10 protein-coding genes are annotated in these 14,635 nt (G+C 58.6%); all 10 read left to right on the forward strand.

All coding sequences use genetic code 11. From position 1 onward, the window contains the following. Positions 1-29: 29 nt before the first annotated feature. Entirely contained in the window at positions 30-686 is a 657-nt protein-coding gene (locus MKZ32_RS02890) for a CIS tube protein (RefSeq protein ID WP_239795892.1), read from the forward strand. After that, complete coding sequence (locus MKZ32_RS02895; RefSeq protein WP_239795893.1) at positions 686-1,051, forward strand: LysM domain-containing protein; 366 nt, start codon at positions 686-688, stop codon at positions 1,049-1,051. The genes MKZ32_RS02890 and MKZ32_RS02895 overlap by 1 nt, the downstream gene beginning before the upstream one ends. Continuing rightward, positions 1,041-2,183, forward strand: a complete 1,143-nt coding sequence (locus tag MKZ32_RS02900) for a hypothetical protein (protein ID WP_239795894.1) — start codon at positions 1,041-1,043, stop codon at positions 2,181-2,183. The genes MKZ32_RS02895 and MKZ32_RS02900 overlap by 11 nt, the downstream gene beginning before the upstream one ends. Before the next feature lie 35 nt (positions 2,184-2,218). Further along, entirely contained in the window at positions 2,219-2,695 is a 477-nt protein-coding gene (locus tag MKZ32_RS02905) for a phage baseplate assembly protein V (RefSeq protein WP_239795895.1), read from the forward strand. Between the two features lie 13 nt (positions 2,696-2,708). Beyond that, positions 2,709-3,026, forward strand: coding sequence for a hypothetical protein (locus MKZ32_RS02910; protein ID WP_239795896.1), 318 nt, complete (start codon positions 2,709-2,711; stop codon positions 3,024-3,026). Then, positions 3,023-3,391: a GPW/gp25 family protein gene (locus tag MKZ32_RS02915; RefSeq protein WP_275584312.1), complete on the forward strand. Its 369-nt coding sequence runs from the start codon at positions 3,023-3,025 to the stop codon at positions 3,389-3,391. Before MKZ32_RS02910 ends, MKZ32_RS02915 begins: the two co-directional genes overlap by 4 nt. Next, positions 3,388-6,138, forward strand: a complete 2,751-nt coding sequence (locus tag MKZ32_RS02920; RefSeq protein WP_239795897.1) for a putative baseplate assembly protein — start codon at positions 3,388-3,390, stop codon at positions 6,136-6,138. Before MKZ32_RS02915 ends, MKZ32_RS02920 begins: the two co-directional genes overlap by 4 nt. Then, on the forward strand, positions 6,135-9,110 hold the full coding sequence (locus MKZ32_RS02925) for a putative baseplate assembly protein (protein WP_239795898.1): 2,976 nt from the start codon (positions 6,135-6,137) through the stop codon (positions 9,108-9,110). The genes MKZ32_RS02920 and MKZ32_RS02925 overlap by 4 nt, the downstream gene beginning before the upstream one ends. Positions 9,111-9,226: 116 nt before the next feature. After that, positions 9,227-11,161 (forward strand): hypothetical protein, encoded by a 1,935-nt coding sequence (locus MKZ32_RS02930; RefSeq protein WP_239795899.1) that lies wholly within the window; start codon positions 9,227-9,229, stop codon positions 11,159-11,161. Between the two features lie 33 nt (positions 11,162-11,194). Further along, entirely contained in the window at positions 11,195-14,629 is a 3,435-nt protein-coding gene (locus MKZ32_RS02935; RefSeq protein WP_239795900.1) for a DUF6519 domain-containing protein, read from the forward strand. Positions 14,630-14,635 lie beyond the last annotated feature (6 nt).

Below are 14,635 nucleotides of genomic sequence, written 5' to 3' on the forward strand. Positions count from 1 at the left end.
CAAGCAATGAGAACACCAGGAAAACCTAAATGACCGGCTATTCGAATTCTCCAAAAATTCTCAAAGGTGGCATCGTACTGATTGATGCCGAATCGGGCCGGGTGCTGCGCATTATTTCGCTGCAGTACAACCCGGAAAAATTAACGCGCACCCTGCAAGTACAGGGTGCCGGCGGCGAGGGTGGCAACCGCTCGGAGGCCATGCGCTTCAAGGGTCCTGCGGTGGAGACGTTCAAGCTGGAGGCGGACATCGATGCGGCGGATCAACTTGAATTTCCCGATCAACATCGCTCTGTGGTGGAAAACGGCATTCAGCCGCAAGTGTCAGTGCTGGAATCGCTGGTCAACCCGACCAGCAGCCAGTTGCTTGACCGCAATGCAATGTCACAGTCTGGTACGTTGGAGATCGCGCCGATGGAGGCGCCATTGGCCCTTTTTGTGTGGGGAAAAAATCGCATCGTGCCGGTGCGAATTACGGATTTCAGCGTGACCGAGGAAGCCTTCGACCCATCCTTGAATCCGATCGTCGCCAAGGTAAGTATCGGCTTTAGGGTGCTGAACGTGGACGATCTCGGTTTCAGTCATAAGGGCGGCAGTTTGTTCATGAGTTATTTGCAAAACAAGGAACGGCTTGCGGCTAAAGCCCAAGCGGGCGCTTTCTCCACGCTGGGAATAGGAGGTATTTGATGATAGACCCAATCCAGGCTTTCATGCAGGCGAATTCTCTGGTTACTCCGTTGTTTCCGCCAGAAAGCCGCTATCACGGCATCGCAGCGGTGCAGTCCACTCAACCGGACGGGACGGTCGTCGCGTATCTGAAGCGCCGCTTCGTACCGCCGCCGGAGAATTTCTCGCTATTGCAGGAGCACATGGTCACTGCGGGCGATCGGCTGGACAATCTTGCCGCGCGCTATATCGGCGATCCGTCGCAGTACTGGCGCATCTGTGATGCCAACGGCGCCATACGCCCGGAAGAATTGACAGAGACTGCAGGCAAGCGCCTGCGCATCACCTTGCCAGAAGGCATTCAGGGAGTAATCGATGCTGGCTAAAGGGATACATCTCACACTGATGATCGGCCCCATCGTGCCGGTGCCGGTGCCGCAGATGGTGATGAATGCGCTCGATAGCGTGCAGGTTACTACGGCGGCAGGCGCGGCGAGCGGCTTTCAGATGAGCTTCCAATTCAGCAGCAAGTCGGAACTGAACACGTTTTTCATTATCGCCGGTGCGATGAACAGCGGTCCCGCTACGCCGCCGCTACGCGTCATGCTGATTATCACCCTCAACGGTACGCCACAACCGCTGTTTGACGGGGTGATGACGAATGTAGAGGTGCAGGCGGGAAGCAACGGCGCTCCGGGCACGGTGACGGTTACCGGGGAGGATCTTACCAAGGTCATGGACATGCTCGATTTTAGCGGCCTGCCATACCCTGCAATGCCAATTGAGGCGCGCGTGGCGCTGATTTGTGCCAAATACGCGGCCTTCGGCTTGATTCCGCTGATTATTCCGGTGCTGTTTCCCGATGTTCCCATCCCGGTGGACAAGATTCCCGCTCATAGGGGCACCGACCTTTATTACATCGAACAGCTCGCTGAGGAAGCCGGCTACATTTTTTACATCGAGCCTGGGCCGGTGGCGGGTACTAACATCGCCTATTTCGGGCCCGAGATCAAAATAGGCGTACCGCAACCGGCACTCAACGTGGATATGGATGCACTAACCAACGTTGAAAACATGAGTTTTTCGTTCGATCCGACGAAGGGCGTGCTGCCGGTCGTGTTCATCCAGAACCAACTTACGCGCGTCCCGATTCCGATCCCGATTCCCAACATCAACCCGCTGCAACCACCGCTAGGATTGCTTTCCACAACGATCAGCAATCTTAAGATACTGAAGGACACGGCTAAGATGAACCCGATGCAGGCGATTTCAAGAGGGCTCAATGAAGCGAAGAAGTCGCAGGACTCAGTCAGCGCCAATGGCAGCATTAATGTGCTGCGCTACGGTCGACCACTGAAAGCCAGGCAGCTGGTTGGCGTGCGTGGCGCAGGCATCGCCTACGATGGCCTGTATTTCGTGAAAAGTGTCACCAGTACGCTCAAGCGCGGCGAGTTCAAACAAAGTTTCAACTTGACCCGTAACGGCCTGGTTTCAATCACCCCGAGGGTTCCCGTATGAGCGATAGCGGCAATTTCTTCGGCAAGTACCGCGGTATGGTGCTCAATAATATAGACCCGATGCAGATGGGACGATTGCAGGTGCAGGTGCCTGATGTGGCGGGGCTTATTCCCACAACCTGGGCGATGCCCTGCGTGCCGCTGGCCGGGATCAACATGGGCATGTTTGCGTTGCCTATCATCGGTAGCGGCGTGTGGGTAGAGTTCGAACAGGGTAATCCGGATTACCCAATATGGGTCGGCTGCTTCTGGGGCAGTGCCGCAGAGCTGCCGCTGCTATCGCATATGGTGCCGCCCGCAGTGCCCGGCATCACGCTGCAGACCCCGCTCAAGAATGGCCTGGTTATCAGCGATGTGCCTGGCCCCACTGGTGGCATTCAGTTGCAGACCGCGACCGGTGCCATGATCTCGGTGACCGATATCGGCATCATGATTTCTAACGGCAAGGGCGCAGTGATCAATCTCACCGGACCGACGGTGGACATCAATCTCGGGGCACTCACGGTGATATAAGGAGAACGCTACTATGCCCGCACCTGTCCTTCATCTTGGCGCCACGGTAATCTGCATGCACGCAGGGCCGGCGACGCCGCTCACCCCATTTCCGCGTGTGCTGCTGAGCGGCCAGCCGGTTACCACACTGGCCTCGCCCTATGCGATTACCGGCTGCGCTCTCACCGGCACGCCCAACCCGCCCTGCGTTACCGCGCAGTGGGTGGTGGGTGCAGTGCGGGTGCTGGCTGGTGGTATGCCGGTGTTGATACAAACGGGGCAGGCGGTGTGCGTGCCTACTGGCACCGGCCTATTACCGCTGGTAGTGCAACCCAGGGTACTCGCGACATGAGCCAGATCGACTTTCCATTTCATTTCGACGGTCGCGGCCGCACCGCGCAGACGGACGAGTCCGGCTACATTCGCGATCTCATCGAGCAGGTGTTGCTCACTGCGCCGGGCGAACGCGTGATGCGTCCCACCTTCGGCAGTGGCGTGATGCAATTGGTGTTTGCCGCCGCCAGCCCGGAAGTGGCGGCGACTACGCAATTTCTGATTCAAGGCGCCTTGCAGCAATGGTTGAGCGATGTCATCACCGTGGACACCGTCGATGTGCAGGCACAGGACGGCGCCTTGCTCATCACCGTGCAATATGTAGAACGCCGCACGCAAACTCGCGGCGTGGCGCAGATCAGCGCGCCGGGAGGCGGCTCATGAAATACTACTGCTGCGATCAGCGCCGTCGCGAAGTAGTGAAGTTAAACGGCACCCTCAACGGTCTGGAATATCTGGAGGTGCATGACAGCGGTATTTCCGGCGATTCCACGCGTCAGCTTACGCTGTTCGTGAAATTCCTGCGTGTAGTGCCCGCCACTCTTGGCAAGGACAACTTCCGCATTGAAGGCGGCGAACGCATCAAGAGCGTGGACATCGAGTGGGTTGCGATCGCTAATGCGCTGCCCGCCAGTGAGCCACCCGGCCTCGTCGACGGCCTCGTGCCTCTCGATAAATTTATGGTGATCCGCACCAAGATTTACGGGGATTTTTCGCTGTATACGCTACGCCTGTTGAGCGGTCCCGGTAACGACACGCCGCCGGCCGGTTTTGATCCGCGCTTGAGCGAGATTGAGTTCTCGTTCAAGGTGCAGTGCGAATCGGATTTCGATTGCGCCAGCGTTACCCCTTGTCCTACGCCGCCGGCGACGAATCCACGCCTCGATTATCTTGCTAAAGATTACGCCAGCTTCCGCCGCCTGATGCTGGACCGCATGAGCGTACTCATGCCGGACTGGAACAGCCGCAACGCCGCCGATATCGGTGTAACTTTGGTGGAAATGCTGGCCTATGTGGGCGATCAGCTTTCCTATCAGCAAGATGCCGTCGCCACCGAAGCTTATCTTGCTACCGCGCGCAAGCGCATTTCGCTACGCCGTCATGCGCGGCTGGTGGATTACAGGGTGCACGAGGGCTGCAATGCCCGCGTGTGGGTACAGCTATTCGTCAACGACGACGGTGTAAACATTCCACGCGGCACACCGTTGCTCACGCGCGTGCCTAACACACCCGAGCGTATCGCCCCGTCCGGCGACCAACTGCGCGATGCCTTGGCAAACGGTGCGCTGGTATTCGAGACGGTTGAAGACACTTTGCTTTATCAGGATCACGAACGCATCAGTTTCTATTCCTGGGGCGAGCGCGAATGCTGTCTGCCCAAGGGTGCGACGTGCGCGACGCTTAATGGGCACTATCCCAATCTCAAGGCGGGCGATGTGTTGGTGTTTGCAGAAGAATTTGGCCCGCGCACCGGATTTGCTACAGATGCAGACCGTGCGCATCGCTGGGCGGTGCGTCTCACTGATGTGCGTTTGAATAGTGACCCCTGCGGCGGTTTATTTCTGCCAGTACCCAACAATAATCCGCTGGATGTCACCGAGATCCGCTGGGCAGAACAGGATGCACTGCCGTTTCCATTATGCCTGTCGACCATCACTGACCTGGATCACGGCGCGACTTATCTCGGTGAAGTGAGCGCGGCCTACGGCAACATCGTGCTGGCCGATCATGGCCGCACCCTGACGGGCGAAGATTTGGGTGCCGTGTCCGCCTCGCAACTCACCCTGACATCTCAGAGCGACGTATTGAGTTGCAAGCGTCCGCTTTTGCAGGCCGTGCCACCACGTTTTCGGCCGCGACTTGCGGAACGTCCGCTCACTCATGCCTTGCTGCTGACAGCTCCGCCATTGTTCGGCTTTACCACGACCGCGGCCATCATCACCGCATTGCAGACCCGCAGTTTTACACCGGCACTGCACGACGCCTTGCAGGCGCAGGGCGTGCTGTTGCAGGCAGGGCCAGTGGTAGTGCAAGGCGGCGATGGCATGTGGTCGGTGTCTGACGGCGTGAGCGCCTATCGTCTGCGGTTGGACAGTGGCCAAGTGCAGGTGTTGCCGCTGGCCGATGCCGCCGCATTGATCACCGCCGCTGAGCCGCAGCGTGCCCGTCCCGCCATCTCTCTCGCCAGCAATTTCCAGGGCACGCCAGACACTTGGTTGCCACGCCCGGATCTGCTCGCCAGCGATGCCGAGGCGAGTGAGTTCGTGGTGGAGAGCGAACACGACGGCAGCGCCTTACTGCGTTTCGGCGATGATTATCACGGCAAACGCCCCGATGTCAGCACCACATTTAGCGCGAGCTATCGCGTTGGCAACGGTGTGGCAGGTAATATCGGTCTGGAGTCCATCGCGCACATCGTCAGCAACGATGCGCGGCTATTGCGTGCGTCGAATCCGCTGCCGGCGCGGGGCGGTAGCGATCCTGAGAAGGCCGAGGACATCAGGCGCGATGCACCAGAAGCGTTTCGCACTCAGGAACGCGCGGTCACCCCGGCGGATTATGCCGAGGTTACGGAACGTCATCCCAGCGTGCAGCGTGCTGCCGCTACCTTCCGCTGGACTGGTAGCTGGTACACGGTGTTTCTCACCGTCGATCGCAAGGGTGGTGGTGAGGTGGATGCAATCTATGAGCAAACCATCCGCGACCACGTTGAGCGCTATCGCATGGCGGGTTATGACCTGGAGGTGAATGGTCCGAGTTATGTACCCCTGCTGCTGGAAATGACGGTATGCGTCAAGCCAGATTATTTTCGCGCCGATGTACGCGCCGCGCTGATACGTGTATTTAGCCGCGGCTGGTTGGTCGACGGTACGCCTGCCTTGTTTCATCCCGATAATTTCAGCTTTGGTCAAGCGGTTTATCTCAGCGCGCTTTATGAAGCAGCACAGGCGATACAAGGCGTGGCCTCGGTAGTGATTAACACTTTTCAGCGTTTGCGTGCGCCACCTGACCCCAAGCCCATGGATGACGGCGTGCTGACAGTCGGACGCCTGGAGATCGCGCGACTGGACAACGATCCCAACTTCCCCGAACGGGGTGTGTTGAAGCTTTCGATAGGAGGCGGCAAATGAGCGGCGAAGAACAATCATCGCAAGACGCATGCGGTTGTTGCGCGGGTGTGGGGATCCAGACACCGGCGCTACTCTACAACCGCCCGGGGCTTGCGGCTATCGCCTATCGCATCGGCACGCACAGCGAAGTGCTGGCCAGTCTTCAGGCGCGATTGTCGTCGCAGGAATATCCCGCGCTGGCAAAATTGCGCACCCGTGACAGTGATGATTTTTCCATTGCGCTGCTGGACGCCTATGCGTGTATGGCCGACGTGTTAAGCTTCTATCAGGAACGTCTCGCCAATGAATCCTATTTGCGCACGTCAAGCGAACGTCTGTCGTTGAGCGAATTGGCGCGGCTGATCGGCTATCGTCTTAAACCCGGCGTTGCCGCGGAGACCTACCTCGCTTTCACACTGCAAGAACCGCCGCCACAACCCGTGAGCAGCGACCCCAAGCAGGCTACCGGCGTACCGGACAAAGTGACGCTGGACATCGGCATCAAGGTGCAGAGTATGCCCGGCCCTGACGAAAAACCGCAGACCTTCGAGACCGTCGAGAGTATTGAAGCGCGACCGGCATGGAACGTCCTGTTGCCGAAAATGCGTGAAATGAAACTGCCGGTGTTCGGCACCAAGGTCGTTTATCTGCAGGACACCGCGACGCAGCTTAAGGCCGGTGACGCGCTGCTGTTCGTCGGCACGGAACGTGAAAACAATACTGGCAACGAGAACTGGGATTTCCGTCGCGTCCAAAGCGTGGTGCTCGACAGCACTGCAGATCGTACCATCGTCACGCTGGATCACGGCCTGGGCACTGGCTCACCCTACGTCGCGCCGGCGGCTGAGCCCAAGGTATACGTGCTACGCCAGCGCGCCTCACTGTTCGGTTATAACGCCCCTGACTGGCGGATAATGTCCAACGACATTAAATGCGGCTATCTGGGGCTGCCGACCGGCTCGACTATCACCACCACCGAATGGCCCGGCTTCACCATCGCCGAGATTTCCGACCCGCCGACAGCCACTACTACCGGTACGGGTCTCTATGGCGAATATTTTGATAGTAAAGCTCTTTCGAGTCGTAAGCTCACTCGCACCGACACTACGGTGAACTTCGATTGGGGCAGCGGTTCGCCCAATGCGTTGATAGGCGCCGACACGTTCTCGGTGCGCTGGACAGGCTGGGTGTCTGCGCCCTCAACCGGCAGTTACAGCTTTCACACCGTTTCCGACGACGGTGTGCGCCTGTGGGTTGACAATCATTTGATTATCGATAAATGGATCCCTCAGGGCGCTACTGAACACAGCGGCAGTATTACGCTTACCTCTGGCAAAAAATACGACATCAAACTGGAGTATTACGAGGACGGCGGCGCGGCAATTATCAAGCTCTCGTGGACACCGCCGGGCGTAGCCAAGCAGATTATCCCGCAAGGACGACTCTATCCGCGTAACGTTCATACGCTACATCTTGATGCGCTCTATCCGCAGATTGTGCACGACGGCTGGCTGGTGCTGTCCATCCCCGAATATCAGGAACTGTACCAAGTTGACGCCGCAGGCGAGGATGCACGCGCCAGTTTTACGCTTACCGGCAAAACTACGCGGCTGAAGGTAAAAGGTGAGAATCTGCGCGAGCTCTTCAATGAACGGCTGCGCGAGACGGCGGTGTTCGCCCATAGTGAAAAACTGACGCTGGCGGAAACGCCCATCACTGCAGACGTGGCGGGAGATTCGCTACGTCTGGATCGCAAAGTGGAAGAACTTCCGTCCGACCGCAAGCTGATACTTAGCGGCACTACCACCGCCGGGGATGAGGTGTGTGAAGTGTTGACGTTGCTGAGAACTGAAGCGGACGGCAATACCAGCAAACTATTTTTCACTACCCCGCTACAACATCAATACCGGCGCGGCAGTGTCAAACTCTATGCTAACGTTGTGCTCGCCACTCATGGTGAGACTGTGAATCAGATTCTCGGCAGCGGTGCGGCGCGACTTTCCCATCAACGCTACACCCTCAAACATACACCGCTCACCTTCGTTGGCGCCGAGAACGAGACCGGTGCCGAGGCGGCATTGGAGGTGCGAGTCAACGATATCCGCTGGCACGAGACGCCCACTCTCTACCAGGCCGGTGCTACTGATCGCTCTTACGTGCTGCGTGTGGAAGAGGACGGTGCGGGGACCATCCAGTTTGGCGATGGTCGCCACGGCGCGCGCCTGCCGACTGGTCAGGATAATTTGCGTGCCGTTTATCGCAAGGGCATCGGTACAGCGGGCAATCTGCAAGCTGGACAGCTCTCGCAACTGCTCTCGCGTCCATTGGGCTTGAAAGCAGTGAGCAATCCGTTGCCTGCCACGGGCGGCGTGAATGCGGACAGTGCAGCCCATGCTCGGCGTAACATGCCTCTGGGTGTGCGCACACTCGGGCGTGTGGTCTCGGTACAAGATTATGAAGATTACGCACTCGCATTCACCGGCATCGCCAAGGCCCAAGCCACTGTGCTCAACACCCGTGCCGGGCGCACTGTATTCATCACTGTCGCCAGCGATAACGGCGTTCAACCGCCGGATTTGACTCTCGCCAAACTGCTCAATACTCTCAAGCAAAATGGTGACCCGCTGGTGCACTGCGAAACGAAGGCGTACAACGAGGCGACCTTTTATCTGGCACTGCGCATCAAATGCGATCCGGATTACGAGGGCAAGAAGGTATTGGCCGACGTCGAGATTGCACTGCGCACCGCCTTTTCCTTCGACGCACGCGACTTCGGCCAGATTGTCTCTCGCTCAGAGATTATCGCTATTGCGCAGGAGGTGCAGGGCGTGCTGGGCGTGGATTTGGATCGTTTCTATCGCGGCACCGCTACCACGCTAGAACAGCGACTGAAACCGACCGCCGCGATGGTTGATGCGCAGGGTAATGGCATCGCCGCCGAAATATTGTTGCTCGACACCGGCCCATTCGATTATCTGGAGGAGATGCCGTGAACACGACCGCCGACCGTCTCTACGAACTGCTGCCCGCAATCCACCGCATCCGCGATGCGGAGCAAGGCTATCCGTTGCGCGAGCTGCTCGCCGTCATTGCCGAGCAGGTGGCCGCCATGGAGGAAAATCTCGAACAACTCTACGACGACCAATTCATCGAAACTTGCGCGCCGTGGGTGGCGCCCTATATCGGTGATCTCATCGGCTATCGCACCCTGCACGGTGTGGTGCCCAATGTAGCCTCGCCGCGCGCCGACGTAGCCAACACCATTCGCTATCGCCGCCGCAAGGGTACGGCATCGATGCTCGAGCAACTGGCGCGAGATGTCACCGGCTGGCCGGCGCGGGCGGTGGAATTCTTTCAGCTGCTGGGCTGGACGCAGAACATGAATCATCTGCGTACCCATGCACACTACGCGCCGGATCTGCGCAACTGGGAAAAACTGCACTGGCGCGACACCGCCTTCGACACCATAGCTCACACTGTGGACGTGCGGCGCATCAGCACCGGTGCCGCGCGTCACAATATTCCCAATATCGGGCTTTACTTGTGGCGAGTACGTGCGTTTCCGCTAACCCGATCGCAGGCCGTAGCCGATCCAGATATTGGTGGCGGACTGCGCTTCCGCTTCAATCCGTTGGGTACCGACATGGCGCTTTACAACACGCCGGAGACGGAAGAAGAAATCAGTCATCTGGCCGAACCGCGCAATGTGCCTATGCCGCTCGCGCGCCGTTGGCTAAAGGCCCATCTTGACGACTACTACGGTCCAGGCAAGAGTTTATGGCTCGAATTGGACGGCAATCCACCGCAATTGATTGCGCACAATAATATCTGCATCTGCGATCTCAGCGACATCAAAGACGGTGGCGGCAATGTCATTGCCTGGGCGCACCAGCCGATTGCTGGTTCCGGGCTGGTGGCTGTCGACCCAGTATTGGGCCGCATCGCCTTCGCTGACGCGCCGGCCGCTGACCCGCTGGTGAGCTTTCATTACGGTTTCACCATCGCCATCGGCGGCGGCGAATACGAGCGCGGCGACCCCGCCGTTCCTGTTACGCCAGTGCAAGTTGTGCAGGGTGGCGCGGCACTGCAGCCAGCGCTCAACGCGGTGCAGAGCGGCGGCACGGTGGAAGTGCTCGACAGCCACCGTTATGTGGAGACGCCCTCAATCACCGTGAATGCCGGTAAGACCGTCGTGTTGCGGGCGGTCAATGGCGCGCGCCCGCTGTTGGCGGCGAGCGGCGACATCACGCTTACGCTCGGCACCGAAGCAACCTTGATTCTCGACGGCTGGGTAATCAGTGGCGGCACACTCATGATGGCCTCCTTTCCCGACACTCAACCGCGTTATCTCGTGCTGCGCGATTGCACTTTGGTACCCGGCCCGCGCACCAAAGGCGATGGCTCACCGCCACAAGCAGACGATCCCGGCTTGGTGGTAAATCATGCCTTCGCCAAGATAGAGCTGGAGCGCTGCATTACCGCACCGCTGCATATTGTCGCCGACGCCGAAGTCTCGCTGAATGAATGTATCGTGGATGCAACTGCGCAAAATCTTATCGCCTACCGCGGCCCCGGCATCGATGCACTTGCAGAAGGCGGTGCGCTCACGCTGGAAAGCTGCACCGTGATTGGCAAGGTTCACACCCGGCAATTGACGCTGGCCAGCGATTGTCTTTTCGTCGCCGCGCTAACCAGTGGCAGTGATCAGTGGAAAGCGCCGCTTTGGGCCGAACGCCGCCAGCAAGGCTGCGCGCGTTTTTCCTATATACCGCCCGGCTCGCGCACACCGTCCCGTTATCACTGCCAACCTGACGATAGCGATCAGCAGATATGGCCGCAATTCACCTCGTTGCATTATGGTGATCCCGGTTATTGTCAGTTGCTACAGAGCACCTCAGACAAGATACGTCATGGTGCCCATGACGAGAGCGAGATGGGCGTGCTACATGGTTTGTATCAGCCGCAACGCGAAACCAATCTGCGTGTGCGGCTGGAAGAATATCTGCGTTTTGGCCTGGAAGCGGGATTGATCTACGGAAGCTAAGGGCGGCATTGCCGCCACAATAAGGAGAAAGTCATGAGTGGAGATTACAGCCGAGTTCGATTCGATCCCCGCATCGACTTGTCCGGCGTTTTGATGCAGCAAGGGCGCGTGCAACTGGACTCGGATTGGAATGAGTGGGTGGCGGTGCTGGACAGACGCTTGCGCGCCGAGAGTGTGGATACGCTCGGCGTGCATGTTACGCCGGGCATCACGAGCGTGGCGGTGGTCTCGCCGCAGACGCCGGACGCTTTCAAGATCGAGGCCGCCGGCGGAAACATCAGCATCGGCCGCGGTCGCATGTATGTGGATGGGCTGTTGGCGGAGAACCATGGCGGCGGCGCGGCCGAGTTCGATGCTGTGCTCGCCGAACTGAGAGGAAAAACGGCGCTGGCGTATAATTTGCAGCCCTATTTTCCTGCGCCGCCAGCCTTGCCCGGCGGCGGACCGCATCTCGCCTATCTCGAAGTCTGGCAGCGCGAGGTCACTTATCTTCAGCAAGCTAATCTGGTGGAAAGCGCCGTGGGCGTGGATACCACCACGCGCCTGCAAACTGTCTGGCAGGTTCGCTTGCTGGCTAATGTCAGCGGCGCCAACTGCACCACACCCGACATCACGGTAGCGGGCTGGCAAGCACTTTCCCTTCCCTCCGGCGGGCGCATGTCCATCAAGGCGGAGGGCGTTCCGCCCGATCTTGATCCATGCGAACTGCCGCCCGGTGGGGGCTATCGCGGGCTGGAGAATCAGCTCTATCGCGTCGAGATTCACGATGGTGGCGCCGTGGGTGCGGCGAAGTTCAAATGGTCGCGCGACAATGCCAGCGTGGCGAGTAATGTAGTGGAAATTGTCTCTCAGACCGCGACCAGCACCGAACTCAAATTGGCCAGCCTGGGTCGCGACGCGGTGCTGCGTTTTAATACCGGTGACTGGGTGGAGATACTTGACGACCGGCGTGAACTCAGTGGTGAAAACGGCGACCCCGCGTTGCGTCGCGGTGTGATGCGTAAGATCAGCGTGGACGATGCCAAGCAAACCATCAGCTTCTCACCCGCGTTGCCGGCGAATCTCATTCCCGGCGGCGGCCTCGATACCCTGGATTCCCGCCACACCCGTGTGCGGCGCTGGGACCAGAAGGGCACAGTGCGCGATGCCAACAACAATGTCATCGTCAATCTCGACGCGGCCGGCAGCACCGGTCTGATCCCGGTGCCGGCTGCGGGCGTCTGGGTGGTGCTGGAAAACGGAATTCAAATTCAATTCAGTCTCGACCCCTCCGGCAATGGATTCCGCTGCGGGGATTATTGGGTATCCGCAGCACGTACCAACGACACTTCGGTGGAAACCTACACCCAAGCGCCGCCGCGCGGCATCCACCGTCATTATGCGCGGCTGGCCATCGTTACCTTCCCCGACGACGAAACCGACTGCCGCGTGAAATGGCCGCTCGAATGCGGCGGGTGCTGCACCGTCAACGTCGCGCCCGGTGAAAATATCCAAACCGCGATCGACTCGCTGCCGGACGAAGGCGGTTGCGTGTGCCTGAAAACGGGCGTGCACAACATCAGTGCTACTATTCAGATACTCTCCTCACACATCATCCTGCGCGGCGAGAGTCCTGGCACTATCGTGCGTGCGGCCGGGCTAGCCAGAACCTTGCAGATCGGCGACGCCCGTTCACCGGTCAGCGACATCATCGTCGAGGGCATACGTTTCGAGGCAACAGCCGCTGCTGCCGATATTGGCACGCTGCTGTACCTGGACAGCTGCACGCGGGTACGGGTGGAACACTGTGCGCTTGCGGTTGTGGATTCGTCGCTGCAAGCACCGCCGTCCTATGTCGGCATCAATTTGAGTAGCGTGACCGATGTCGACCTGATCGCCAATCACCTGGACAATTTCCTCGTCGGCATCCTGAGCCAGGATTATCAGGGCGGTCTGCACATCATCGACAACGCCATTGCAGGCATCACCGGTAAGTTCCTCGGTCAGGCCGATGGCTCTAACGGCCAATACGGCATCCGGATCGACACCGATCACACTCAAGCCTGCTGCATTGAGAACAACCGCATCCGCCATTTCTGGGTCGGCATCTCTCTGCTCCATAACGCCGCAGGTTCGCTCATATCCGGTAATCGCATCAGCCGTAGCGCCGGTATCACGCAAGATAACTTTCCATCCGATGTCGCACAAATGCGCAGCTACCTGGATGCCCGCCTTTACGCAATCGATATCGAAGCTTCTCGTTGCGAAGTGAGTGGTAACCAGATCGACCTGCTCTCCGCCGCATGGGGCGGTATTCGTGTCAGTGGTGACCACGCAATTATCGCCACCAACCGTTTGGAGGCAATCGTCAAAGTGAGTCAATTGGCGGTGCCCGCCGGTATCTATTGCCTCGCCGATGCGAAAAATGGCTTTAGTGCCGATCACGTCGTGGTGAGCGACAATCAATTGCTAGGTGCACAATCGGGCATTGTCGTCTCGCGTATCGCCTGCCCGGTCGTCGTCGGTAATCATATTGATGGAGCTGGCGCTGGATGGTACGGCGTGCGGGTGGATGATTGTAGCGACAGTCGTATCGACAACAACGACCTGCGCGAAGTGTTTTTCGCCGTGCATCTTAGTGAGGGCGAACGCAATTGTATAGTGGGTAATCGCATCGATCAGGCAGGCGCCGGCGTTACCGCCACCCAGCAAACTAACCTGGAGATCAGTGGCAATTTCCTGCAATCCTGCCTGCTCTTAGGCATGGTGATGTTCGTGCGTGGCACCACTGCGCTGCTCAAAAACCGAGTGCTCAACTGCGGCTACGCCCCCAATTTTGCGATAGGCATAGGCGTGTACGCTGAAGAGGTGTTGACGCCTTCCGGTGCCCATCTGCGCATTGAAGATTGCGAGGTGATCGATACTGGCATTTCTGCCGATGGCAGCCAGGCCACTACGGTCAATGCTATCGGCATCGGCGGCTGGATGCCCGCTTGCCAGATCAGCGGCAACCGTGTCGGTTATACCCAGCCCGCCATGCTCGAACCAGTGAATGAACATCGCGCATTGCTGTTGATCGGGCCGCTGGCAGTACGTTTCATTGGCGGCGCGGGCGAGTTCGCCTACATGTTCGGCAGCGCGCAGGTGAGTGATAATCACTTCAGTGGGCCCGGTCGTACTCATCTGGTGGAATTCATGCGTATTGTAATAAATGACAACATCGATTTCCGTTTCGAGAAGGTGACTTTTAACAACAATATCTGCGACCATCTCAGCGCCGAGGCCAACCCGCGAGGCGCGAGTGTGCTTTTGTGGGGAGGACATTTGATCGCTATGGGCAATCACATCAAGGCCGCGGCCAACGTCAATGCCATGTCGCTGACCAATCGTCCCAAAATCATACTCATGGGTAACATCACCACCGGGGATTACATCAATACCGGCACTGTCACTCCGTTGCCGATCATCAATTTCAACGTCAAAATTTAAGGGGTG

It is taken from the genome of Candidatus Nitrotoga arctica, assembly GCF_918378365.1.
Lineage (GTDB): Bacteria > Pseudomonadota > Gammaproteobacteria > Burkholderiales > Gallionellaceae > Nitrotoga > Nitrotoga arctica.